This is a genomic window from Paracoccus sp. (in: a-proteobacteria) (genome assembly GCF_035556475.1).
Taxonomy (GTDB): Bacteria; Pseudomonadota; Alphaproteobacteria; order Rhodobacterales; family Rhodobacteraceae; genus Paracoccus.
The window spans coordinates 1-24,132 of sequence record NZ_DATMFA010000145.1; the positions used below are offsets into that span (position 1 = coordinate 1).

General features: G+C 64.6%; 27 protein-coding genes. 17 read left to right on the forward strand and 10 right to left on the reverse strand.

All coding sequences use genetic code 11. The features are described from left to right. The 8 genes from VNQ78_RS20265 to VNQ78_RS20300 form a co-directional block, all read left to right on the forward strand. A partial coding sequence (locus VNQ78_RS20265) for a hydantoinase B/oxoprolinase family protein (RefSeq protein ID WP_325693478.1) occupies positions 1-909 on the forward strand: 909 nt, incomplete at its 5' end. 36 nt (positions 910-945) lie between these two features. Further along, a complete protein-coding gene (locus tag VNQ78_RS20270) occupies positions 946-1,773 on the forward strand; it encodes an NAD(P)-dependent oxidoreductase (protein ID WP_325693480.1) in 828 nt (275 codons plus the stop codon). A 64-nt stretch (positions 1,774-1,837) separates the two neighbouring features. Beyond that, positions 1,838-2,827: an ABC transporter substrate-binding protein gene (locus VNQ78_RS20275; RefSeq protein ID WP_325693483.1), complete on the forward strand. Its 990-nt coding sequence runs from the start codon at positions 1,838-1,840 to the stop codon at positions 2,825-2,827. A gap of 26 nt (positions 2,828-2,853) precedes the next feature. Next, positions 2,854-3,669, forward strand: a complete 816-nt coding sequence (locus VNQ78_RS20280; RefSeq protein WP_325693486.1) for an ABC transporter ATP-binding protein — start codon at positions 2,854-2,856, stop codon at positions 3,667-3,669. After that, positions 3,666-4,508, forward strand: a complete 843-nt coding sequence (locus VNQ78_RS20285) for an ABC transporter permease (protein WP_325693488.1) — start codon at positions 3,666-3,668, stop codon at positions 4,506-4,508. The genes VNQ78_RS20280 and VNQ78_RS20285 overlap by 4 nt, the downstream gene beginning before the upstream one ends. A gap of 28 nt (positions 4,509-4,536) precedes the next feature. Continuing rightward, the gene (locus VNQ78_RS20290; RefSeq protein ID WP_325693492.1) at positions 4,537-5,295 is read left to right on the forward strand and encodes an SDR family NAD(P)-dependent oxidoreductase; all 759 of its coding nucleotides are present in this window, start codon (positions 4,537-4,539) and stop codon (positions 5,293-5,295) included. Between the two features lie 16 nt (positions 5,296-5,311). Continuing rightward, a complete protein-coding gene (locus VNQ78_RS20295) occupies positions 5,312-5,935 on the forward strand; it encodes a cupin domain-containing protein (RefSeq protein WP_325693495.1) in 624 nt (207 codons plus the stop codon). A 1-nt stretch (position 5,936) separates the two neighbouring features. Continuing rightward, on the forward strand, positions 5,937-6,542 hold the full coding sequence (locus VNQ78_RS20300; protein WP_325693497.1) for a cupin domain-containing protein: 606 nt from the start codon (positions 5,937-5,939) through the stop codon (positions 6,540-6,542). On the opposite strand, the gene VNQ78_RS20305 is transcribed toward VNQ78_RS20300, so the two are convergent. The 6 genes from VNQ78_RS20305 to VNQ78_RS20330 all read right to left on the reverse strand — a co-directional run bounded on the left by VNQ78_RS20305 (position 6,521) and on the right by VNQ78_RS20330 (position 11,658). Beyond that, entirely contained in the window at positions 6,521-6,766 is a 246-nt protein-coding gene (locus tag VNQ78_RS20305; protein WP_325693499.1) for a hypothetical protein, read from the reverse strand. The two genes, VNQ78_RS20300 and VNQ78_RS20305, sit on opposite strands and share 22 nt — an antisense overlap. A gap of 31 nt (positions 6,767-6,797) precedes the next feature. After that, positions 6,798-7,619, reverse strand: coding sequence for a Bug family tripartite tricarboxylate transporter substrate binding protein (locus VNQ78_RS20310; RefSeq protein WP_325693502.1), 822 nt, complete (start codon positions 7,617-7,619; stop codon positions 6,798-6,800). Positions 7,620-7,706: 87 nt separating this feature from the next. After that, positions 7,707-8,441: a hypothetical protein gene (locus VNQ78_RS20315; RefSeq protein ID WP_325693504.1), complete on the reverse strand. Its 735-nt coding sequence runs from the start codon at positions 8,439-8,441 to the stop codon at positions 7,707-7,709. A 65-nt stretch (positions 8,442-8,506) separates the two neighbouring features. Then, entirely contained in the window at positions 8,507-9,508 is a 1,002-nt protein-coding gene (locus tag VNQ78_RS20320) for a Bug family tripartite tricarboxylate transporter substrate binding protein (protein WP_325693507.1), read from the reverse strand. Between the two features lie 317 nt (positions 9,509-9,825). After that, a complete protein-coding gene (locus VNQ78_RS20325) occupies positions 9,826-10,368 on the reverse strand; it encodes a hypothetical protein (protein ID WP_325693509.1) in 543 nt (180 codons plus the stop codon). A 3-nt stretch (positions 10,369-10,371) separates the two neighbouring features. Continuing rightward, positions 10,372-11,658, reverse strand: coding sequence for a Rieske 2Fe-2S domain-containing protein (locus tag VNQ78_RS20330; RefSeq protein WP_325693512.1), 1,287 nt, complete (start codon positions 11,656-11,658; stop codon positions 10,372-10,374). 171 nt (positions 11,659-11,829) lie between these two features. Here VNQ78_RS20330 and VNQ78_RS20335 point away from each other — a divergent pair, with 171 nt between their 5' ends. From VNQ78_RS20335 to VNQ78_RS20355, 5 genes are all read left to right on the forward strand, one after another. Then, a complete protein-coding gene (locus tag VNQ78_RS20335) occupies positions 11,830-12,144 on the forward strand; it encodes a non-heme iron oxygenase ferredoxin subunit (RefSeq protein ID WP_325693515.1) in 315 nt (104 codons plus the stop codon). A gap of 199 nt (positions 12,145-12,343) precedes the next feature. After that, positions 12,344-13,168 (forward strand): IclR family transcriptional regulator, encoded by an 825-nt coding sequence (locus tag VNQ78_RS20340; RefSeq protein ID WP_325693518.1) that lies wholly within the window; start codon positions 12,344-12,346, stop codon positions 13,166-13,168. A gap of 7 nt (positions 13,169-13,175) precedes the next feature. Further along, a complete protein-coding gene (locus tag VNQ78_RS20345; protein ID WP_325693521.1) occupies positions 13,176-14,174 on the forward strand; it encodes a 2Fe-2S iron-sulfur cluster-binding protein in 999 nt (332 codons plus the stop codon). Positions 14,175-14,195: 21 nt separating this feature from the next. Beyond that, complete coding sequence (locus VNQ78_RS20350; protein ID WP_325693524.1) at positions 14,196-15,182, forward strand: ABC transporter substrate-binding protein; 987 nt, start codon at positions 14,196-14,198, stop codon at positions 15,180-15,182. 43 nt (positions 15,183-15,225) lie between these two features. After that, positions 15,226-16,080 carry an alpha/beta hydrolase gene (locus VNQ78_RS20355; protein WP_325693527.1) on the forward strand — a complete coding sequence of 285 codons (855 nt, stop codon included), beginning with the start codon at positions 15,226-15,228 and terminating at the stop codon, positions 16,078-16,080. A 21-nt stretch (positions 16,081-16,101) separates the two neighbouring features. Here the strand turns inward: VNQ78_RS20355 and VNQ78_RS20360 are convergent, their stop codons facing one another. Next, a complete protein-coding gene (locus VNQ78_RS20360; RefSeq protein ID WP_325693529.1) occupies positions 16,102-16,392 on the reverse strand; it encodes a hypothetical protein in 291 nt (96 codons plus the stop codon). A gap of 115 nt (positions 16,393-16,507) precedes the next feature. Between VNQ78_RS20360 and VNQ78_RS20365 the strand changes: the two genes are divergently transcribed. From VNQ78_RS20365 to VNQ78_RS20380, 4 genes are read left to right on the forward strand one after another with little or no spacing between them, the layout of a single operon-like run. Beyond that, complete coding sequence (locus VNQ78_RS20365) at positions 16,508-17,611, forward strand: zinc-dependent alcohol dehydrogenase (RefSeq protein ID WP_325693533.1); 1,104 nt, start codon at positions 16,508-16,510, stop codon at positions 17,609-17,611. A 2-nt stretch (positions 17,612-17,613) separates the two neighbouring features. After that, complete coding sequence (locus tag VNQ78_RS20370) at positions 17,614-18,642, forward strand: GTP-binding protein (RefSeq protein ID WP_325693536.1); 1,029 nt, start codon at positions 17,614-17,616, stop codon at positions 18,640-18,642. Positions 18,643-18,685: 43 nt separating this feature from the next. Then, positions 18,686-19,357: a 4-carboxy-4-hydroxy-2-oxoadipate aldolase/oxaloacetate decarboxylase gene (locus VNQ78_RS20375; RefSeq protein WP_325693539.1), complete on the forward strand. Its 672-nt coding sequence runs from the start codon at positions 18,686-18,688 to the stop codon at positions 19,355-19,357. Positions 19,358-19,370: 13 nt separating this feature from the next. Then, positions 19,371-20,390, forward strand: coding sequence for an amidohydrolase family protein (locus tag VNQ78_RS20380; RefSeq protein WP_325693542.1), 1,020 nt, complete (start codon positions 19,371-19,373; stop codon positions 20,388-20,390). 51 nt (positions 20,391-20,441) lie between these two features. Here VNQ78_RS20380 and VNQ78_RS20385 read toward each other — a convergent pair whose 3' ends face one another. Genes VNQ78_RS20385 through VNQ78_RS20395 form a run of 3 tightly spaced genes read right to left on the reverse strand, consistent with a single transcriptional unit; the run spans position 20,442 to position 24,101 of the window. Beyond that, positions 20,442-21,950, reverse strand: coding sequence for an ethanolamine ammonia-lyase reactivating factor EutA (locus tag VNQ78_RS20385; protein WP_325693545.1), 1,509 nt, complete (start codon positions 21,948-21,950; stop codon positions 20,442-20,444). Between the two features lie 50 nt (positions 21,951-22,000). Then, positions 22,001-23,215, reverse strand: coding sequence for a hypothetical protein (locus tag VNQ78_RS20390; RefSeq protein WP_325693548.1), 1,215 nt, complete (start codon positions 23,213-23,215; stop codon positions 22,001-22,003). Between the two features lie 16 nt (positions 23,216-23,231). Next, on the reverse strand, positions 23,232-24,101 hold the full coding sequence (locus tag VNQ78_RS20395) for a hypothetical protein (RefSeq protein WP_325693551.1): 870 nt from the start codon (positions 24,099-24,101) through the stop codon (positions 23,232-23,234). Positions 24,102-24,132: the final 31 nt, after the last annotated feature.

A 24,132-nucleotide genomic window follows, 5' to 3' on the forward strand; every position in this document is an offset into this window, starting at 1 on the left:
ATCGGGGACCGGATCGTCTTCGACTTCACCGGATCGGCGGACCAGACGCGCGGACCCGCCAATATCCGCCCGCCACTGGTGCAAGCCGCCTGCGCCTATGTGCTGATCTCGCTGATTGATCCGGGCGTGTTCATCTCCAGCGGCATCCTGCGCGCCTTCGAGGTCAGAACCCGTCCCGGCAGCATCCTCGACCCGGTGCATCCGGCGCCGGTGAACACCTACAACCCGACCGTTCATGCGGTGGTGGACGCGATCTTCGCGGCCCTTGGCCCCTTGGTCGAAAGCCGCGCCCGCGCTGATGGCAGCGCCAGCCGCTCGATCATCTTGGGCAGCCGGGGACAGGGCAAGGGCTATGTCCAGTACGAGATCTTCGGCGGCGGCGCCGGGGCGCGGGCCAGCCGCGACGGGGCATCGGGCATCACCGTGAACCAGTCGAACGCCAAGATCGCCCCGGTCGAGATCATCGAGAGCGAGTTTCCGACCCGCCTCCTGCGCTTCGAACTGATCCGGGATTCCGGCGGCGCCGGGCAGTTCCGCGGCGGCCTCGGCATCCGGCGCAGCTATCTGAACCTGGCCGAGTCGCGCTTCTCGATCCGCTCGGCCAAGCATGTGATCCCGGCGCAGGGCTGCGAGGCGGGCTGGCCGGGCCGTACCGGCGACATCCGCATCAATCCCGGCACCGCGACCGAGGTTCGCCTGCCGACCCGCTATGCCGACTATCCCCTGCAGGAAGGCGATGTGTTCGAGGTGGAAACCCCCGGCGGCGGCGGCTTCGGCGACCCGCAGTTGCGCGACCAACAGGCGGTGCTGCGCGATGTGCGCAATGGCTATGTCTCGCCCGAGGCGGCGGCGCGCGATTATGGCGTGCGGCTGACGCGGTCGGAAGACGGATGGGAAATCGCGTCCTGAAGGCCAGAGGCCCGACGCATGGAAGGAGGAAGAATGTTGGATCAACGGATTGAGACGGGTCTGGTCGGAGGCGTGATCGGGCTGGGGGCCATGGGCTTCCAGATGGCGCGGCACATGCGGTTGAAGGGGTTTCAGGTCGCAGGCTATGACATCTCGGCCGATACCAACGCCAAGGCGGCCGAACTGGGCGTCGTGATCGGCGAGGACGTGGCCAATGTCGGCCGCCAGTCGGATGTGGTCTTCGTGATCGTGCAGACCGACCGCCAGGTCGAGGAGGTGATCGGCGGCGAGAACGGCTTGCTGGCCGCGATGCGGCCCGGCTCGGTCATCTGCATCGCCAGCTCGGTCGCGCCCGACACCTGCAAGCGGATCGAGGCCGAGGCCGAGACGCGCGGCATCGGTGTGCTCGACACGCCGCTGATCCTTGGCCAGAAGGCCGCGGACGAGGGGCGGCTGACCATTTTCGTGGGCGGCAAGCCCGAGGCGCTGGAAAAGGCCCGCCCGCTTCTGTCGGCCTTTGGCCGCAACATCTTCCTGATCGGCGGCAGCGGCGCGGGACAGGTCGCCAAGACCGTGAACAACATGCTGCTCTGGTCCTGCATCTGCGCCAATTACGAGGCGCTGAGCCTCGGCAAGCGCCTGGGCGTCGACATCCCGACGCTGATCGAGGCGCTGGGATACAGCTCGGGCGCCAACAACTCGCTGTCCCGCTGGGGGCAAAGCACCGGGAAATGGGCTGAGAAGGACATGGACGTGGCGCTCGACCTTGCTCAGCAGGTGAAGCTGCCGGTGCCGCTGAACAGCCTCGTCGACCAGCTGATGAAAACCATGGACCGCGACAGGATGAAAAGCCTGCTCGACTGAACCATGATCTTGCGGGGCGGGCAGAGGAGGCCCCTCGCAAGCGAACCGCCCAGGGGAGGACAACATGGGTAAACTGTTGAAAGGGCTGGCCGCGGCCTTTTGCGCGGCAATGATGATCGCGGGCGCGGCACGGGCCGATGACCCGATCAAGCTGCGCGTCGCCTATGACGGTTTCACCATGACCGGGGCGCCGCTGCAATACATCCAGAAACACGGCATATTCGAGAAGAACGGGCTGGAGGTCGAATTGCTGTTCGTCGATGGCGGCTCGGTCCTGACCCAGTCGCTGGTCGGGGGTTCCGTCGATATCGCGCAGAACGGCTATGCTCCGGTGGTGACGGCGGCTGTAGCCGGGGCCGATCTGGTGATCATCGGCGGCATGGCCAATGTGCTGCCGATGATGCTGGTGACGGACGGCGCGATCACCAAACCCGAGGATCTGCGCGGCAAGAGCATCGCCATCAGCCGCTATGGCTCGTCCACCGACGTGGCGGCGCGGCTGGCGCTGGAGCATCTGGGCCTGACCACGCGGGACGTGAACATCCTGCAACTGGGCAATGAGGGCACGCGCCTTGCGGCCTATAAAAGCGGACAGGTGCAGGGGCTGATGGTGCAGCTGCCCGGCGCGCAGGATCTGGTCGACGAGGGCGCGACCATGATGGCCGATGTGGGTGCCATCGCCCAAGGCTATCCGAATACCGCCTTCGCCACCACGCGCCGTTATCTCGACAAGAACCCCGAGGCGGTGAAGCGCTTCTACAAGGCCATGGCCGAGGGGCTGCGCGCCTTTGCCGCTGATCCCGAGGGCGCGACCGAAGTGACCGCCGAGTTCCTGAAGATGGAGCCGGGCGGCAATCTGCCGATGGCGGTCGATTACTTCAGCAAGCATGTCTACCAGATGGACCTGCGCCCCACGGTGCCGGGCGTGGCCGAGGTGCTGAAGGAGCTTGCCGCCTCGGTTCCCGCCGCCGCGTCGGTGGACCCCGCGAGCCTTGTCGACACGACCATTCTGGACGGGCTGGAAGCCGAGGGCGTTCTGGCCGGTCTGAATTGAGCCTCATGGAGGACGGGAGGATAGCCATGGAACACTCAAACCCGGTGAAGCTGAGGGCGCGGGGCGTTTGCCTGAATTACCGCAACAGCCGCAGCAACACCGATCTTCGCGTGCTGGACGGCATTGACCTCGACATCATCGAGGGCGAGCTGGTCAGCATCGTCGGCCCCAGCGGCTGCGGAAAATCCACCTTCCTGTCGGCGGTGGACGGGCTGATGACCATCCACGGCGGCGAGATCCGCATCGACGAGCGGAAGGTGACGCGGCCGGGTCACGACCGGGGCCTGGTGTTCCAGCACGATTCGCTGTTCCCGTGGCGGACGGTGCTGCGCAACGTGGCTTACGGGCTGGAATTGCAGCGCCGGTTGCCCAAGGCCGAGATCCGCGACCGCGCCCGCCGCTTCGTCGAACTGGTCGGGCTGAAGGGTTTCGAGGACGCCTATCCGGGCGAGCTTTCCGGCGGCATGCGCCAGCGCGTCAACATTGCCCGCGCGCTGGCCGTGGACCCCGATCTGCTGCTGCTGGACGAACCCTTCGCCGCGCTGGACGCGCAGACCCGCGAATACATGCAGTTCGAGCTGCTGAAGATCCTCGACCGGGCGAAGAAGACGGCAATGTTCATCACCCACCAGATCGACGAGGCGATCTTCCTCTCGAACCGCGTCGTCGTGTTCTCGGCCCGGCCCGCCAAGGTCAAGGAGGTGGTCGATATCGACCTGCCGCCACAGCGCACGCTGGATCTGAAGCACACGTCGCGGTTTCAGGAGATCTTTCGCCATATCTGGCAACTGATCGAAGAGGAAACCGGCAAGATGGGCCTCGCGCCCGCAGGGGAGGCATGACCATGACCGATATGTCGAGCGACCGGGTCGCGACCGGAGGCAGGCAGCGCCGGGAGCCGTCCCTGACCTTCTGGCTGCTGCGGCATGAAAACGCGCTGCTCGGGCTGGGCACGACGCTTGCGGCGCTGCTTCTGTGGGAAATCGCGGTGCGGATTGGTCTTGCCGATCCGCTGTTCACCAGTTCGCCCTCGCGGATCCTGTCGGCGGGCTATCAGATGTTCGCGGATGGCAGCATCTATCCGCATCTGGCGATCTCGGGGCTGGAACTGCTGGTGGGTTACAGCCTTGCCATTCTGGTGGCGGTGCCGCTGGGGATCCTGCTCGGCTGGTATCGCCGGCTGAACGCGGCCTTTGATCCGATCATCTCGGCGCTTTACGCGACGCCGCGCATCGCGCTGGTGCCGCTCATCGTCATCTGGTTCGGCATCGGCCTCGGGTCGAAATTCGCGATCATCTTCCTCAGCGCGATCTTTCCGATCCTGATCAACACCATCGCGGGCGTGCAGTCGGTGGACCGCGACTTCGTGAAGGTGGGGCGCTCCTTCGGGGCCAGCGACCGGCAGATGTTCCTGACCGTGGTGCTGCCCGCCTCGGTGCCGTTCCTGCTGACCGGGCTGCGGCTCGGCCTTGGCCATGCCCTGATCGGGATCGTGGTGGGCGAGCTTTATGCCGCGCAGGCCGGGATCGGTTTCATGATCGCGCAGGCCGGCGCCACCTTCCAGACCGACAAGCTGATGGTCGGCATCATCCTGATCGCGGGCGCGGGCGTGATCCTGACCAATCTTCTGCGGCTGATCGAGCGGCGCTTCGACCGCTGGCGCCCCACCAACCGACTGTAAACACATCCATATCCGAGGGAGTTACCGAATGAGCGGACAATTCGCGGGCCAGGTGGCCATCGTCACCGGCGCAGGCCGCAATATCGGCGAGGAAACCGCCCGCCTTCTGGCAAGCCAGGGCGCCCATGTCGCCATGGTCGATATCGAGGCGACCAACGCCGCCCGCATCGCCGGGGAAATCAACGCCGCCGGCGGCTCGGCCGAGGTCTTTCTGGCCAATATCGCCGAGGAGGAGGACGTGGCCCGCCTGTTCGCCGAGGTGGGCGCGCGTTTCGGCGCGCCGGACATGCTGGTGAACAATGTGGCGGTTTCCGACAACAAGCACCTTCTGGACATCACCAAGGCGGAATGGGACCGGGTGATTGCCGTCACCCTGACCGGCACCTTCCTGATGACGCAGCATTGCGCACGGGCGATGGTCGCGGCCGAAAAGGGAGGGCGGATCGTCAATGTCGGCTCGACCTCGGGTTTCTACGGACGGCCGCGCGCCATTGCCTATACCGCCGCCAAGGCCGGGGTGGCGAACATGACGCGCTCGACGGCGATCCAGCTGGCCAAGCACAATATCCGGGTGAACTGCGTGGTCCCGAACAAGATCGGCTCACCCGTCGGCAAGGACACGTTCGATCCGACCCGCCCGGTGGTCAATCTGGTCAACCGCCCCGGCATGCCCGAGGATCTGGCGCGGGCCATCCTGTTCCTGCTGTCCGAGGATTCGGCCTTCATCGACGGCACGACGCTTTTTGTCGACGGCGGCGTCTCGGCTATCATGCCGGGTTCCGAATAGGCAGGGGGAGGCATTCATGGCGGACACGTCCGAGGCCCCCGGCCTGCATCACAATTCGCAGAACCTGACCCGCGAGGAGAAGGAGGCGCAGCTTTACCAGAAGAAGAAGGACCGGATCTTCGTCCGCAGCCTGCAGGGCGCCTATAACATGCAGGAGGCGATGGACAAGCTGCGCTCCATGCCCCGCGTCAAGCGCGCGAAGGAGACCGCCTTCGTCGACGGCCCGCAGGCCTTCACCCGGCACTATATCGAGCCGAAGGACGGCATCACCCAGACCTTCCACCTGCATCTCGAGGAATATGCCCCCGGCGCGAGTTCGCAGAAACATGCGCATGTGAACGAGGCCGCGTTCTACATCCTCGACGGTGCCGGCTACGAGATCCATGACGGCGTGCGTTATGACTGGCAGGCCGGCGATGTGGTGGTGGTTCACAACAGCTGCGTCCACCAGCATTTCAATGCCTCGAAGACCCGGCCGGCGCGGGCCTTGGTGATCAAGACCAAGCCCATGTACATGTTCCTCAACATGCTGTTCCAGAAGGCGATCACCGAGCGATCCGTCGATCACACCCCGGAAAGCGAAGGCTTCGAGGTGCGCGAGGAGGAAGACGACCTGAACCATCCGGGCGGAGGATACTGACATGGCATGGGACGAAACCGGCGCCTGGCTGACCGGCGCGGCGAATGAACGGCTGTATCAGCGCCTGCTGGACGATGCGCAGGACGCGCCCTCGCGCAATGCCCGGCGCAAGAAGATCATCCGGCCCGACGACATGCCGTGGGAGATGTCGCGGCAGGGCATCCTCAAGCATCTGATCAACGACAAGATGAACACGCGGATGGAGACGGTCGACGCCTATATGCAGATCATCCCGCCCGGCTCGCATTCGGGCCGCCACCGCCATCTGGCCGAGGAATGCTTCTATGTCCTCGAGGGGTGCGGCTATGACATCCATCAGGATTGCGACATGGTGGTGGACAATGACGCCTTCGAATGGCGTGCGCGGGATGAGACCCAGCGCTTTGACTGGGAAGCGGGGGATGTGGTCTATATCCCGCCGAACACCATCCACCAGCATTTCAACCTCGACCCCGACCGGCCGGTGCGGCTGATCTCTTCGACCAACCGGATCTTCAACCAGATCGGGCTGAACACGCTGGAGCAACTGGACGACGCCCCGGAATATGACCCGCGCATGGTGCTGACCGACCAGATCGTGCGCGACTATCTGCGCGGCGAGCGGTGATCGCGGGATCGTCGCAGGACGGGCACGGGATCGAGGATCATCTTTGGGGCCAGTTGGAAGGGCACGATCATGGATCGGGCCTTTTCGACCATGACCACGATCATGATTTCCCCGAGGATCAGGCGCCGCCCCTCACCAGCTTCCTCAGCCTTGGCGTCGATATCGGCTCCTCCAGCACGCAGGTGGCGTTTTCCCGGCTGGAGGCGCAGGGCGGCAGCTGGCAAAGGCGGACCCTGTTCCTCTCTCCCGTCGCAGCTACGCCCTTTCTGCCGGATGGGCACCCGCCGCCCGCCAAGGCTGGCTGCGACCGCGCCGGAACCATGGGCGGCCAGTCGCGCCTCCAGATGATGGCCCGCGGCGGCGCAGACCATTTCGCCGAAATCCTCGGTCTCGGCGGCGATGGCGCGGGCATTTGCCCTTGCCGTCGCGCACGAAGGGCTCATAGCTCGAGCGCGAGCCGACGACGCCCTGAATTTCGCCCCGCATCATGCCCATCTCGTTTTCCTTGCCGCCATAGCCGCTGATGATCTGGACCGGCAGTTCCAGCGCGTCGGCCAGCATCACCATGTCGACATAGTCCGAGCTTCCCACCCCGGTCGCACCGAAAAGGACCGGGGACTTGCTGGCCAGAAGCTGCTCGACGCTGTCGATCCCCGATTTCGACGAGACCATCAGCACGCGCGGATCGGTCGCCGCCTTGCCGATCCAGGACATCTTCTCAAGGTCGAAGCGGATGCCGTCGACCCCGGCGATCTGGCCATAGACGAGGCCGGTGTTGAAGGTGCCAATGGTCAGGCCGTCCGGCTTCGCGGCATGGATCTGGTTGGCGCCGATGATATGGCCGGCGCCCGGAAGATTGCGCACCACGAAGGTCGAGCCGGGCAGGTATTTCTGCATGAACTCGGCCACCAGACGGCCATAGGTATCATAGCCGCCGCCCGGTTCGGTCGGGACGACATAGTTCACGGTCTTGCCGTTGAAGAACGCGACATCCGCCTCGGCTGCGGCCAGCGTCGGCAATGATGCGATGGCCAGCGCGGCGGCAAGGCTTCGCAGGCCCTGCAGAACGATCTGCATGGTGTTTCTCCTCCCTGTGGTCTGATATTCGGCCTGCTCTCCTCGACAGGCCGCCTTCCCGGCTTCCGTGGCCCGAAGGCCCCCGGATCAGCCTGCGGGCATCTCGGCCAGCAATTGGCCGCAGCCCTGGACCGGTTGTCGGATCGCCAGTCGTAGCTGGATTTCCCAGCAGCGCGCCGGAACCGGATGGATCACCGGCACGCCCAGATCCTGCTCGAGCAGGTCGATGATCGTCAGCACCCGCCAGCCCGAGCCGAGCAGATAGATCGCCTCGGCCTTGTCCCGATGCGGCAGGAAGCTGCGCTTGATATGGGTATAGACGGATTCCGGCGACAGCGCCCCGACATTGCCGAAGGCGGTGTCGATCCCCTCCATCGCCAGAACGTCGAAACCGGCATCGCGGAAATATGTCGCGAAAACCTCGTTCATCCGGGGACCGAAATACGAGGCCCCTACGAAGCGCCGGATCCCCAGCGCCTTCAGCGCGCGGATGTGGTTGGTGCCCGAGGTGAAGATCTGGGTGCCATAGGTCTTTTCCCAGCCCGCGACCAGTTCCGCCTCTTTCCGGTGGCCGAGCAGCATGAAGGGCGGCGCGCCTTCGGGGTGGATCAGATCGACCCCGGCCTCGGCAAGGCGGGCGATCAGCGGTTCATAGCCGTCGACGGCACGGTCCATCTCGTCCTGCGAGCCCTTCTTGATGTCGAGAAACAGCGGGATCACCCCGATCCCATCCGGCAGGATGCGAACAAGCTCTTCGAGCGATCCGGGTCTGAGGGTGGGTTTGATGCAGCCGATGGTTCCGCGCCAGCTGGTGAATGCCATTCCGTCACTCCTTGGGCATGTCATTGATGCGGCCGGCCCTTGGGGGGCCGGCCCCTGCCCCCAACTCACTTGCTGAGGGCGCTCTTGATCAGATCGACCGTCGCCGGGGACTGCTTCAGCGCGACCAGAATGGCGTCGCGCACGTCGTCACCCACCATCGGATCGACAGGCAGGCTGAGCTTGGCGGCGCGCTCCTGAAACTCCGGGTCGTTCAGCGCCTTGGAATAGGCCTCGCGCAGGGCGGCCAGCCGGTCCTCGGGGATACCGGGCGGACCGGCAGTCACGCGGGCAATCGTGCCCTGTGCCTCGATCAGCGAAATCACCTCGCGGGCCTGATCGGTGGTCGCGACGTCGCCAAGCTGCGGCAGATCGGGATCCTCGCCGCCGATCAACGCGACAAAGCGGCCGCGTCCCTCCTTCACGAAGGGCTCATAGCTGGAGCGGAAGGCGACGACGCCCTGAATCTCGCCCCGCATCATGGCGAGCTGGTCGGCATTGCCATCATAGCCGGTGATGATCTCCAGCGGGACGCCGACGGCTTTCTCCAGCATGATGGTCTCGACATAGGAGCCCGAGCCGATGCCATCGGCGCTGAACTTCACCTTTTGCGGCACGGCCATGAGTTGATCCAGCGTCTCGATGCCCGATTTGCCGGACATGATGATCGCGCGCTGGTCCGAGGCGGCCTTGCCGATCCATGACATCTTGCCCAGATCGAACTTGACCCCCTCGGCCCCGGCCAGCTGACTGTAGACGAGGCCGGTGTTGAAGCTGCCGATGGTCAGCCCGTCGGGTTTGGCGGCATAGACGTAATTCGCCCCCAGCACATGTCCCGCGCCCGGCATGTTGCGGATGATAAAGGTCGAGCCGGGCAGGTATCTCTCCATATACTCGGCCACCAGACGGCCATAGGTGTCGAAGCCGCCACCCGGCGCGGTCGCGACCACATAATTCACCGTCTTGCCCTTGAAGAACTCGGCCCCCGTCTGGGCTGTCGCGAGCGTGGGCAGCACTGCAATCGTCGCGGTGGCGACAAGCATGCGCAGCCTGCGCAGAAAGTTCTGCATGGTCGTTCTCCTCCCTGATTCCTGCTTTTGGCCGTCTCATCGGCAAGGATCTTGCCGCCTTCTCCCGCAGGAAGTTCAGTCGGGTTTGCGCCTTATGTCCAAGGCTGAAATCCGCGCCGAGCTATAGCTTTTTGCTGATACCACCCCGCGGTTGCAGGCACCGTGGCGCGGCAAACCGGAGACTTGCGGCGCAGGGGGCACGCCGGGTCTGATCGCGCCGGAGAAGCGCGGCGTTGGGCCGGAGATGCAGGATTTTTCGGTGCGGAATTTGGTTCGCGCGCCGCCGCCACCCCTTACGAGGTGGCGGGGCATCTGTTTCAGGCCCGCATCGCCGAGAGCATCGCGGGCAGGTAGTCATCGCCCGAGGCGATCACCAGAACCGAGGCCGAGGGCCGCATCGCAGCCGCGACAGAGTCGGCCAGCTGCTCGTTCTGCGGCACGACGATCCCCGCGGTCATCACCGCCCGTGACCGGGCGACCTGCCCGATGATCGCAGCCTCGCGCGCACCCTCCGAGGTGGTGGCGACAAGCACCACCAGATCGGCCCCCTCGAGTTCGGCCGAATAAAGCGACCGCGTGCCGTCAATCCCGACAAGGGCCACATCGTTGGGGCTGATATCGGGCTGGCGCGGGGCCAGCGTCAGGAAATGCGCCCCCTTCCAGGGATCCTCGACGATCCCGAGCATCGCCCGGCGCGCGCCTTCGTCCAGCGCGATGATGCGCGATTGCCGCGTCATCGAGTTCGGGTAAGGCACCCGGAAACTCGCTTCGGCAGCCGTCGCAGCCATCGCGCAGGAGTTCAGCAGCGTCGGTCGCGCGAATGTCGGTGTCCCCATCGGGTATTCGACATCGTCATGCATCGCTCACACCGAGGTCTGCTTGACGCCGGGACGCACCGTCAGGTCGTCGCGGCAGGCTTCGACGAAAGGCGCATCCTGCGGCAGGATCTTGGCCACCGAACGCACGCGCTGATGCACCGGATCAATGCCCGGAGGCACGGCGCCCGTCTTCATCATCGCCTGCACCGCCTTGCGCAGCCGGTGACGCGCCATGATGATGCCGTTATCGGTCGAGACGAGGTTCTCTTTCGTCCGGTCGATGATCGGCCCCATGCTTTCCTGAAGCGAGGCGTCCTGCATGGCGATGCCCCAGATGCCCGAATAGCTTTCGCCGCGCTTCTGGGCCTCGCGGTCCATCAGATAGTCATTGTCCTTGTTCTGCAGCGGACGGTAGGTGCCCGGCACATATTTGTTGTGGACCCCCCAGCCCTCTTCCATCGCGGTGCGCTCCTCATCGCTCAGCGCGCGGGTCGGGTGATAGTCATAGCTCCACGCCCAACAGTTGTGATCGTCGATCGGGATCCAGAAATGGCCATGCACCGGATGGTCGCCGCGCGGCGGAACCATGGTGAAGCTGGGCATGACCCAAGGCGTGATGCGCCAGTAATACTGGTTGTCCTCCGCCTGACGGCGGGCGCCGATGAACAGGCCGCCGGGTGCGTCGACGACCTCGAAAACGGGCTTGCGGTCCTGCTGGTTGTATTTATTGCCCTTCGCGCCCTTGAACAGCGGGTCGCCGGCCAGCGAGCCGGAATGCAGGAACGAGACGTGGCTGGAATCGATCCCGCCCTCCATCGCCTGCAGCCAGTTGCATTCCTGCCACCGCTTCGAGGTATAGGTCTGCTCGGCCGGGACGCTGCAGAATTCCCATTCCGGCATCGGCGGGCGATCGTCCTTGTCGCCCATATGGGTCCAGAGCACGTCGCCGATCTTGACCAGCGGATAGCCCTTCAGCTTGATCTTCTCGCAGAAGCCGCTTTCCTCGGGCTCCGAGGGCACGTCGATGCACTGGCCGGTATAGTCGTATTTCCAGCCGTGATAGGGGCAGCGCAGGCCCTCTTCCTCGTTGCGGCCGAACCACAGCGACACGCCGCGATGGGCGCAGAATTCGTCGATCAGGCCATAGCGGCCCTTTGAATCGCGGAATGCGATCAGGCGTTCGCCCAGCAGCTTCACACGCACCGGCGGGCTGTCGTTTTCAGGCAGTTCATTCGCCAGCAACGCCGGGATCCAGTATTTGCGGAACATCTGTCCCATCGGGGCATCGGCCCCGGTCTGGGTCAGCAGATCATTCACTTCCTTGGAAAGCATCGTTCTCCTCCTCCTCTCTGGCGCCCCCGGTTTGCCGGGCGGGCTTGATAACCGACCGCTGTCCAGAGCGGCAATTTTAGTTCTTGTATGCGGAACTTCGTTCGTGTATGCAGAATGTCATAGGAGACGTCAGACGTCAATCCGCGCCAACCCTCAGGGAGTGAGAAAAGGATGAACACCGTAGAGCTTTTGGACCTGATCGCGATCGACGACATCGAATCGGGCGAGGCCGCGAAGGTCGAAGCGGGCGGGTTGACGCTGGCCGTCTTCCGCGTGAACGACGAATTCTACGTTACCGACGACACATGCACCCACGGCCCCGGCTCCCTCTCGGAGGGCGAGCTGGATGGATACGAGATCGAATGCGATTTCCACCAGGGCTGCTTCGACATCCGCACCGGCGAAGTGACCGCCCCGCCCTGCACGATGCCGCTGAGGGTCTATACCACCATCGTGCGCGACGGACGCGTGATGATCGAGGTCTGAGGCCCGATCCCGTCCGAGACCCATTGCCAAACCCGTCTGGCTTGCTAATGTCTGCCAACATGGACCATCGGTCCGTATAAAGGAACAACAATGAGGCCGGAATGGAATGGCGAAACAGCCGTCGCGTCCGGAGGGGAGCATCTATTCTCTGCCTAGCGGTTCTATATAAAGGAACAGCTATCAGAGAAAGGCTATGAGCATGACCGAAGAAAAACCCCGCAGCCTGAATCGCAACCCGCGGCGCGATGCGCAGCGGCTGTCCTCCGTGACGACAGCCATCCATCTGCTGAAGACCTTCTCGGAGCGCGAGCCGGAGCTGGGGATCAGCGAGCTGGCCAAGAGGCTGCATATCGCGAAAAGCACGGTCCATCGCCTTGCCTCGGCCCTTCTGGAAGAGGGGCTTCTGGAGCAGAACCCGGAAAACGGCCGCTATCGGCTGGGGATCGGCCTGTTCTCGCTGGGGACGCTGGTGCGGGGGCGCTTCGACGTGGCCGCCGAGGCCAAGACCCTGCTGCACGACCTGCGCAACCAGACGGGCGAGAATGCGCGGCTGGCGGTGCTGGGCGGCCGGTCGGCGGTCTATATCCACGACTTCGAAAGCCCCGAGCCGGTGCGCCTGCGCTCGGTCACCGGGCAATATCGCGATGCTCATGCGACCGCCGAAGGGGCCTGCATCCTTGCCGGCATGGACGACGCCGCGCTGAACGAATTCCTGCAAGGCCCGCTGGCCGCGCTGACGGCGAACACCATCACCGATCCCGAGGCGCTCATGGAAAAGATCCGCCGCGTCCGCCGCACCGGCTTTGCCGTCGAGGACGAGGAATTCGAACTGGGCGCCCGCTGCATCGCTGCCCCGGTCTATCGCGCCGATGGCCAGATCATTGCCGCCGTCGGGGTCGCAGGCCCTCGCGAGCGGATTCGAAAACGCAACTTCTCCGCCCTGGCAGAGGTGGTGGCCGCATCGGCGCAACGGCTTTCCGAGCGCCTTGGCTATCGCACCGGCCAGAGGCAGAACACCCTCTGAGGAACTCATGCCACGCATCAGCCTGAACGACAGCGACATTGGTTTTGACTGCAAAAGTGACGACACCATCCTGCGCGCCGCTCTGCGCGCGGGGCTGGGCATGTCCTATTCCTGCAATGTCGGCTCCTGCGGAAACTGTCGATTCGAGTTGGTCGAGGGGGACGTGACCCATCTGCGGGTCGACTCGCCCGCCTATACGGACAAGGACCGCAAGCGGAACCGCTGGCTGGGTTGCCAGGCGGTTCCGGGCGGGGATTGCACGATCAAGTTTCGCCAGGATCCCGGCGCGGTCGCCCTCCATCCGCCGCTGAAGCGCGAGGGCACGCTGCTGAGCCGCCGGATGCTGAACCACGACATCGGCGAGTTCGAGATCCGCGTCGACGGCGACCCCACCTTCCTGCCCGGCCAATATGCGCTTCTGGGCGTGGAAGGGGTCGAAGGGCAGCGCGTCTATTCGATGTGCAACCTGCCCGAAGGCGATATCTGGCGCTTCCAGATCAAGCGCGTGCCGGGGGGAGCCGCCACCACGAAGCTGTTCGAATCCATGCAGCCCGGCGACAGGATCACGGTCGACGGCCCCTATGGTCAGGCGCATCTGCGCGAGGACAGCGCGCGCGACATCGTGCTGCTGGCCGGGGGATCGGGGCTCTCGCCCATGGTCTCGATCGCGCGCGGCGCGCTGCAATCCGAGGCGCATCCCGACCGCAAGGTCTATTTCTTCTTCGGCGGCCGCGGCCCGCGCGACATCGAGGCGGCCGCCTTCCTGCAAGAGATCACCGACCCGCGTTTCCACTATATCGGCGCGATCTCGGACGCCGCGCAGGCAGATGGCTGGACCGGGGCACAGGGCTTCATCCACGAAGTCGCCGAGGCGCAGCTGGGCGAGGCGCTGAAGGAGGCCGAGATCTACTTTGCCGGACCGCCCGCAATGGCCGCGGCCATCGGGCAATCCATGGCGGCGCGGGGCGTGGCCCCGGCCCAGATCCATTTCGACGAATTCTACTGAGCCGGGCGGAACGATTTCAGAATGGGCAAGCTTCCCCTTTCGCTGGCGTGCTGGGACTATGACCGGGTCCGTCCCCTGCTGGACGGCACCGTCCATCCCGACGGCATCGACCTGAATTTCCACAATCTCGTGGTCGAAGAAACCTTCTTCCGCATGTTGCGCTATCAGGAATTCGACGCGGCCGAGATGTCGCTGTCGTCCTACCTGATGTCTTTCGAGAAACCGCAGCGCCCCTTCATCGCCATCCCGGTCTTTCCCAGCCGCTTCTTCCGGCATTCCTGCATCTATGTGAACGCGGATTCGGGGATCGAGAAGCCGGCGGACCTGATCGGCAAGCGGGTCGGCTGCCCGGAATACCAGATGACCGCCCCGGTCTGGATTCGCGGCATCCTGGCCGAACATTACGGCGTCCCGGTGGATAGCGTGATCCACGTCACCGGCGGCGAGGAAGCCCCCGGACGGACCGAGAAGCTGCCGCTGGACCTGCCCGCGAATTTCCGCGTCGAGCGGATCGGCGAGGACAAGACCCTGGCCCAGATGCTGCGGACGGGAGAGATCGACGCGCTGGTCACGGCGCGCAAGCCTTCGACCTTCGACGGCAAGCGGGTGCGGCGGCTGTTCGCTGACCATGTCGCCGTGGAAAAGGCCTATTGGCGCGACACGGGGATCTTTCCGATCATGCATACCGTGGTGATCCGGCGCCCGTTCTACGAAAGCAACCGATGGGTGGCCCGGGCGCTGCAGAAGGCCTTCGTCGAGGCGCAGCGCATCTGCTATCAGGGCCTGCGCGAAACCGCGGCGCTGAAGGGCATGCTGCCCTGGTTCAACGCCCATGCCGAGGAAGCGTTCGATCTGATGGGGCCGGATTTCTGGCCCTATGGGCTGGAGGCGAACCGCCAGACCATCGAAACCTTCCTGCGCTATCACCGCGAACAGGGGCTCAGCCGCAACGGCGGCGACGCAACGGCGGTCTTTGCCCCTGAAACCCTTGAGGAATTCGTCATCTGACAGCCGCAGCACGCGGCCGTCCACCGGGATGGAGGAGGATACCATGCCCAGCACCGTTATCGACGGGATCGAAACCAATTACGAAGTCATCGGCGAAGGCGCCCCGATCCTGATGTTCGCGCCCGGCGGCTTCGACGCCAGCCTCGACAAATGGTCGAACCTTGGCATCTACGCCAAGATCAAGCTGCTGGACCACCTGCCGCAGCGCTACAAATGCATCGTGTTCGACCGCCGCGAGACCGGGAAGTCCGGTGGCCGCGTCGAGCGGATCGGGTGGGAGCAATATGTCGCGCAGGGCGCGGGCCTGCTCGACCATCTGGGAATCGAAAAGGCGCATCTGATGGGCGGCTGCATGGGCTGCTGCCCGGTCGCGGCCTTTGCCACCCGCCATCCCGACCGCGTGCTCAGCATGGTGCAATACTGGCCGGTGGGCGGGGCGCAGTTCCGCATGAACGGACATCGCCGCTTTGCCATCCATCTGGCCGAGGTGGAGCGAGGCGGATTGCAGGGAATCGTCGATCTGGCGCTGTCCACCAGCGACGGATTCGGCAAGGATCCGCGTCCCGGTCCCTGGGCGCCGGTGCTGCGCCGCGACCCGGCCTTCCGCGAATCGTTCCTCGCGCAGGATCTTGCACGCTACAAGCTGATCGTCGGCAGCCTTGCCCGCGTGCTGATCGACCGCGACAGCGTTCCGGGATTCGAGCCCGAGGATCTGATGCAGCTGGATATTCCGACGCTGATCATCCCCGGCCGCGACAATGCCCATTCGCTTTCCGCCGCGCGCTTCATCGAGGAATGCTCGAAGCGGGTGGAGTTCTGGGACGTCACCCCCGACGAACAGACCGAGGAAACGGCGCCGGCCCGCATCCTGCAATTCCTCGATTCGGTCGCGGCCTGAGGCGGCCGAGGGGGCTGCCGCTCAGCAGCAGCCCTCTCCCTCATCAATGAGGCCCGGCAACAGCCAGCGGGGCGGCAGGTCATCCTCGGTGACCTCCGCCACCGGCTTGAAGATGCGGATGCGATAGGGCTGCCCCGCCTCGTCCCAGAAGGCGATGGCGGTTTCGACCGGGGGACAACCCGGCGTCTGGCAGCTCAGCTCGGCCACCACCATGACAACCGTTTCGGCAAGGGCGAAACGCTCGCGCACCATCGCCTCGACCTGGGCGGCGGCGATTGCGCCTGCGCCGGGCCTTCGCATTTTCAGAGCCATGATTCCCCTTTCATTCCTGCGCATCACATAACACAGTTCCTTTATGCGGACCAATGTTCTTGTCAGCGGATCATTTGAGTGCTAGCGTCCAGGCGCATCCAAGGGAGAACACGTCTTGACCGAAACCGTACTCGCCGCCGTTCGCACCGGGGCCTCGAAAATTGAACTCCGTGAATTCCCGATGCCCGACATCCCCGATGACGGCGCGCTTCTGAAAGTCGAAGTCGCCGGGATCTGCGGCACGGACGTCAAATTCTACAGCAAGCCCCCGATCACCGACCCGGTCATCATGGGCCATGAAAACATCGGCACCATCGCCAAGGCCGGAAAGACCTTCCTGGAACGCAAGGGCGTGAAAGAGGGCGATCGGGTCTTCGTCGAACACTATGTACCCTGCTTCCAGTGCGAGTGGTGCCACAAGGGCGAATACCGGCTGTGCAACGCCACCGACTGGCGCAAGAACCCGAACGGGTTGCGCTATGGCTACACCTCGGCCAACCGCGCCCCGCATCTGTGGGGCGGCTTCGCGCAATACATGTACCTGCCCTGGAACGCCGTTCTGCACAAAGTCCCCGATCACGTCTCATCGGAACTCGCGGGCATCGTCACGCCGATGTCGAACGGCATCCAATGGGCGCTTCTCGACTGCCAGGTCGGCTATAACACCACCGTGCTGATCCAGGGTCCGGGCCAGCAAGGCCTGTCGCAGGTCGTGGCCTGCAAGCAGGCGGGCGCCGCGCTGATCATCGTTACCGGCACCGGCAAGGACAAGGCCCGGCTTGAGGCGGCCAAGCGCCTTGGCGCCGATTACGTCATCAACGTCACCGAAGAGGATCCGCTCGCCCGGATCATGGAGATCACCGCAAATCAGGGCGTCGATGTGGCGCTGGATTGCACCGCGGGCGCCGGAACCATCCCGATCCTGCTGGGGATCGAGGCGCTGAAGCGCAAGGGCGGCACGCTGCTGATCCAGGGCGAGATGAGCGATTTCCCGAACTTCCCGATCGCCAAGATCGCCAACAAATACATCACCATCAAGGCCGCGCGCGGCCATAACCACCTGTCCTGCGAGCTGGCGATGCAGCAATTGGCCTCGACCCGCTTCCCGCTGGACATCATCACCACGCACCGCTTCGGCCTCAACGACACCGACAAGGCCATCAAGGCCGTCGGCGGGGCCGAGGACGTGATCCACGTCTCGCTTCTGCCCTGGGAGTGAGCATGACCCGGCCCGCCCTGCCCGTCCTGATCGTGACCGGCTGCCTTGGTGCAGGCAAGACCACGCTGGTCAACCATCTGCTGCGGGCCGGTCACGGCCTGCGGCTGGCGGTGATCGTGAACGAGTTCGGGGCGGCCGGCATCGACGGCGAGTTGATCGACAGCGGCGAGGAAGAGCTGTTCGAGATGAACAACGGCTGCATCTGCTGCAGCGTGCGGGGCGATCTGATCCGCACGCTGCACGGGCTGCTGCCGCGTCTGGACGGTTTCGACGGGGTCGTGGTCGAGACCACCGGCCTTGCCGATCCCGGCCCGGTGGCGCAGACCTTCCTGATCGACGACGTGCTGCGCGCGCGTATGATGCTGACCAGCATCGCCACGGTGATCGACGCGCGCCACGCGCCCGGCCAGATCTCCGCCGAGCCGACGCCCGGCCCCGAGGCGCGCGCGCAGATCGCCTTCGCCGATCAGATCGTGCTGAACAAGACCGATCTGGTCGCCCCCGCCGATCTGGAACAGGTCGAGGCCCTGCTGAGCGGCATCAACCCGCAGGCCGAACTGATCCGGGCCGAGCGTGGAAAGGTCGATCCCCAGCGCCTGTTGCGCCGGGGCGGCTTCGATCTGGAACGGATCGAGGAATTGCTGCAATCCATGGCGGCGCCCAAGGAATGCGGGCCGGATTGCGGCCATGATCACCATCATCACCACCACCACGACCATCATCATCACGACGATATCGGCACGGTGCTGGTCGAAAGCGCGGCGCCGATGGATGCCGGGCTGATCAGCGACTGGCTGGCCGCCCATCTTGCGCAGAACGGCCGCGACATCCTGCGGGTCAAGGGCATCGTCCATGCCAAGGACGAGCCGCGCAAGCTGGTCTTTCACGCAGTCCACATGCTGCTGGAGGGCGATTTCCTGGGCCCCTGGCCCGAGGGCGAGGCCCCTCTCAGCCGTATCGTCTTCATCGGCCGCCATCTGGATGCAGCGGCGCTGCAAACCGCCTTCGACGCCTGCGCGGCGGCTGCCTGATCCCATAACCCGCCGTCAAAAGGCATTCTACCGGAGGAAATTCATGAACGTCGTTGTGCAGAACATCGACCGCACCGATGCCGACACCGTGGCCGGACTTGGCAGACTGGGCGTCGCCACCATCCACGAGGCACAAGGCCGCAAGGGCCTGATGGCGCCGCAGATCCGCCCGATCCAGCAGGGCACGCGCATTTCCGGCACCGCCGTCACCGTCTGGGTCCCGCCTTGCGACAACTGGATGATCCATGTCGCGATCGAGCAATGCCAGCCCGGCGACATCATGGTGGTCGCCCCGACCTCCTATTCCGATGCGGGCTATTTCGGCGACCTGCTGGCGACGCTCTTCAAGGCGCGAGGCGTCCGGGCGCTGATCATCGACGCCGGCGTGCGCGACGTGGCCGAGTTGAAGGAGATGGGCTTCCCCGTCTGGTCCAAATGCATCTCGGCGCAGGGCACGGTGAAAGAGGTTCTGGGCTCGGTCAACGTTCCGGTGGTCTGCGGCGGCCAGATCGTGAATCCCGGCGACACGATCATCGCCGATGATGACGGCGTGGTCGTGGTCGCGCGCGGGGAAGCAACCGACGTTCTGTCGAAATCCCTTGCCCGCGAAGAGCGTGAGGCCGGGATCCGCGCCCGCTATGCCAAGGGCGAGCTGGGCCTCGACATGAACAACATGCGCCCGGCCCTCGCGGCCAAGGGCCTGAAATACATCTGAGGCGGAGGGTTCCATGATCATCGACTGCCACGGGCATTACACCACCGCGCCGCGCCAGCTTCAGGACTATCGCGACGCGCAGCTTGCCGCCTTCGCATCCGGCGGCACGCCTCCAGTCCTCGCCGCGATCAGCGACGACGAGATCCGCGAGAGCATCGAACAGAACCAGCTGCGCGCCCTGCGCGCGCGTGGCGCGGACATGACGATCTTTTCGCCCAAGGCCAGCGCCATGGCCCATCACGAGGGCGACGAGGCCGTCTCGAAGGTCTGGACGCGGATCAACAACGACCTGATCCACCGGGTCGTGACGCTGTTCCCCGAGAATTTCTTCGGCGTCTGCCAGTTGCCGCAATCGGTCGGCGTGCCGATCAAGAACTCGGTCGAGGAGCTTGAGCGCTGCGTCACCGAACTGGGCTTCGTCGGCTGCAACCTGAACCCCGACCCCTCGGGCGGGCACTGGTCTGCGCCGCCGCTGACCGACCGGGCATGGTATCCGTTCTTCGAGAAACTGGTCGAACTGAACGTTCCGGCGATGATCCATGTCTCGGGTTCGTGCAATCCGAACTTCCATGCCACCGGCGCGCATTACATCAATGCCGACACCACCGCCTTCATGCAGTTCCTGCAGGGCGACCTGTTCCGTGACTTCCCCGATCTGAAGCTGATCATCCCGCATGGCGGCGGCGCGGTGCCCTATCACTGGGGCCGCTATCGGGGCCTCGCCGACATGCTGGGGCGTCCGCATCCGAACCAGCACATCATGAAGAACGTCTGGTTCGACACCTGCGTCTATCACCAGCCGGGGATCGACCTGCTGTTCCGGGTGATCGAGGTGGAGAATATCCTGTTTGCGTCCGAGATGTTCGGCGCGGTCAAGGGCGTGGACCCGGAAACCGGCCATAATTTCGACGATACCAAGCGCTATGTGGACGCGCTGCCGCTGTCGGAGGCTGATCGCGCCAAGGTGTTCGAGGGCAATGCCCGCCGCGCCTATCCGCGGCTGGACGCACAGTTGAAAGCCCGCGGGCTGTGACAACAAAAACCCCCGCCAAGGCGGGGGTTTTTCCGTTCGGAGCGGTAGTGTTCAGGCAAACAGCAGCGACTTGATGACCACCGGCACCACGCCGGGCGGCTCCATCAGGCTGCCCACGTCCACGAAGTCCAGATCGCGCAATTGCACACCGTCGAGACAGACGAGACTGCCGGGGAAATTCAACTCGCGGTCGAGGATGCGGCCGATGCTCAGACCCACATCCCCCTCGATCACCACCACCAGCAGCGCCTCGCGCCGACCGTCCACCGTGGAGGCGAGCTGGATCGCCTCGGCCATGGCGCGCAGTCGGGAATATTCGGGCAGGCCCGTCCAGTCGAAGGCCAGCGCCACGGGTGCCGCCAGATCGACATCGCGCATCGCGGCCTGATTGCGGAAGGCCGCCGCAATCGCCTCGGGGTCAATCTCCTCGGGCAATTGCTGGCCCAGATGGACCACCGGCAGGTTGCGCGCGGGCAGGACATCGGGATCGGTCAGATGCAGGGTCTTGCCGCTGACCTGAACCGTGAATTGCGATGCACCGATCACCGTGGCGCGGATGCGCTGGCCGGCATCCACCACGGTCAGCGCGGGTTCCTGCCGGATCTGGTCCACGACCTCGCCCGCCAGCATCCGGGCGACATCGCCGAAATCATGGCTTTCATAGCCGAAGATATATTCCGACACCCCGCCCGAAAAGCTGATGAATTGCGGCTCCTCGACCCGGTTCAGCGGTTCGGTCAGCAAAAGCGACTGGCCAAGCGCATCGAGCGGCCGGCCCGCGATCTGGTCCATGACCAGTTGCGCCATCCGGTGGACGATCCGGTTGCGCGTGTCGGGGTCGGCGATCGTCTCGGGCGTTGCGTCGATGCCCAGCGACTGCGCGACCTGCCGCGCGGGATCGTCGATCCGGGTCCAGCGCCCGCTGTCGTCCATCGCCATCAGCCGCCCGCCCACGGCAAAGGCCGCGACGCTGAGGATCTCGCCGTCGCGGACCAGTGCCAGCTTGGTCGTGCCGCCGCCGATATCGACATGGAGGCCACAAGCCCCGCGCTTGACCGAAAGCGCCGTCGCCCCCGAGCCATAGGCGGCAAGAATGCTCTCCAGCTTGTGCCCCGCTGTCGCGCAGACGAACTTGCCCGATTCCTGGGCGAAGATCTCGTCGATTGCGCGGGCGTTCGTGCGCTTGATCGCCTCGCCCGTCAGGATGACCGCGCCGCTATCGACGTCGCTGCGACGGAAACCGGCATCCTCATAGCAATGGGCGAAGAAATGGCGCAGTTCATGCGCGTCTATGGTGCCGTCGGGGCGGAAGGGCGTCAGCATGATCGGGCTGCGCCAGACGATGCGCCGCTCGACCACCACGAAGCGGCTGGACAGCTCGTGCTGCTGACGGCGCAGGATGACGCGGGCGAACAGCAGATGCGTGGTCGAACTGCCGATGTCGATGCCCACGGTCAGCAGGTCGACGGTCTCCTGCTCCCAGATCGCCTGGGCGATGGCAAGCTGCGTCGCATCGTCCAGCGCCGCCTCGTGCTCGTGGTCGAAATCCAGATCGTGCATGACTCATTCTCCCAAGGCTAGCCGGGCCGCGCAAGGCGGCCCCGCCGGTGTCAGACCGCCGGACCGATCGAGGCCGGAACCTTGATCACGCCGGTCAGTTCCTCTTGCGGAATGGCAAGGATCGCCGCCTCGTCGAACACGTCGCCCATTTCCGAGGGTACGCCGGTCCTCTGCAACTCCTCAAGGAATTTGCGATGGATACGGGGATCCTGATCCTCGTATTCGATCTGCCGCCCGCCCTTCTTGACCGATTGCGCCCCGCCGCCCTCGGCGCTTTTGCGGCGCAGGGCGATGAAGGGATAGCGGCGGCTGCCGAGCGAGCAGGCGAAATAGCGCGCCGGCTGGTCGCAGGTATTGAAGTGCTGGTGATACATCCAGAAGGGCGGCGTATACATGAAGCCGTGTTCCCACGGGATTTCCACGAATTCGCTGTCGCCTTCATACCACAGCAGCGAATAGCCCGTCCCGTCGATCGCATGGACATGGGTGCCGGCGGCGTGCCGATGCGCCTTTTTGTAGCGGCCCTTCGGCATCTGCGAGACATGGGCATGGACCGTGCCATCGGCCAGCGAGAAATTCACGTTGGTCGACCCCTTGCCCCGGCCCTCGAAGGCATAGAGCCGCACCTTCGACAGGTCGTTGACGAAATTCGTCTCCCAGATGTTTTGCACCTTGGAAAGCGAATCCTTGCCATAGGTATAGAGGTTGCCGCCGCCCTCGAAATGGTTCGGATCGCCCACCCGGTCGGAAAACTCGCAGGGGTTTTCAAAGACGAAGCTGGTATTGTGGAACAGGTTCAGCACCAAGGGCGCGTCATTCGTCACCGACAGGCGCACCGGCTCGGACCCCGAAGCGTTCAGGATCTGATACTTGCAGTTCAGCGGAATGGCGAACAGCGCCTTGGGGCCCCATTCGAAGATCCGCGTCTCGCCGCCCGGCAGCCAGACGATGGTTGAGCCATGCCCCGCCAGCACGAAGAAGAACGCCTCATAGATGTGCTGCACCGGGCGGGTCTTTTTGCCCGGATCGACCTCCAGCACATAATTGGCCATGAAATCGCCCATGCCATGCGTATGCGCAAAGCACCCCTTGGCGTCATAGCGGTCCCAGGGCTTGGTCTCGAGGTTCAGAAGCTGGTGGCCGAAATCCAGATGGATCGGAATACCCTCGCCCTCGGCCCAGGATTTGTAGGGATCAAGCAGGAATTTCCGATGCTCGGGATCGGGGACGGCGACGGGATCGTCGGCTTGCAATGCGGTGCTCATTTCAGGCTCCGGTGGATCAGAGGGACAGGAACAGTTCTTCGGGGGCGTAACGCCGGGGCGTGATCTGCTGGCGCGCGGAATGGTCCAGCAAAAGCTGGATCGAGGCGTGGTTGGCCGCAAGACCGTATTCGGGCGGCGCCTCGGCCCCGTCCTCGGCCACGGCGATTTCGCGGGCGCGGGTGAACAGCTCCATCAGCTCGGCCGCGAGCCAGGGATGCGCCTCATGCAGCTCGGTCCGCAGGGTCAGGCCGTGGTTGATCGGGAACAGTCCCGTTTCCTCTACCCATGCCCGACCTACCGCCTCAGCATTCTCGATGACGGGACGGATGGCGGCGGGATCGACCACACGCTCGCCCATGATGGCCGAGAACTCGCCCTCCATCATCAGATCGCGCAGCGCGGGCTTGGGCGGATAGCGTCGGGTATTGGCCGGATCGACATATTCCGACAGATGCGAATCCTCCATCGTGCCCCAGAGGATGCTGTCCAGATCGACGCCATAGGCGCTTTCCAGCACGCCCCGCACCCAGACGCCCGAGGTCTGGCCATAGGCCCGCACCCCGACCGTGGTGCCTTCAAGATCCTTGGGACCGCGAATGGCGCTGTCGGTCTTGCAGACAAGATTGGTATGCGGCAGGCGCGACCACAGCGGAATCGCAAGGCCTGTCAGCGGCTTTTCGAAGTGATGGGCCATCAGATGCGTGACGACCGCCATTTCCGACAGGTCAAGTTCGCCGCCGCGCACCATCAGGCGGAATGCCTTGGGCAGTGGCTCGAAGTCCTGAAAGTCAAATTCCAGACGGTCGGACGCAACCCGCCCATCCCGCAGAGGTGCGACATGGGCATGATTGCCCAAGGCGGTTCGCAGAACCAGCTTTTCCCCCATCAAAGGCCCCTCCTCAGCAGGCCATGTGCGC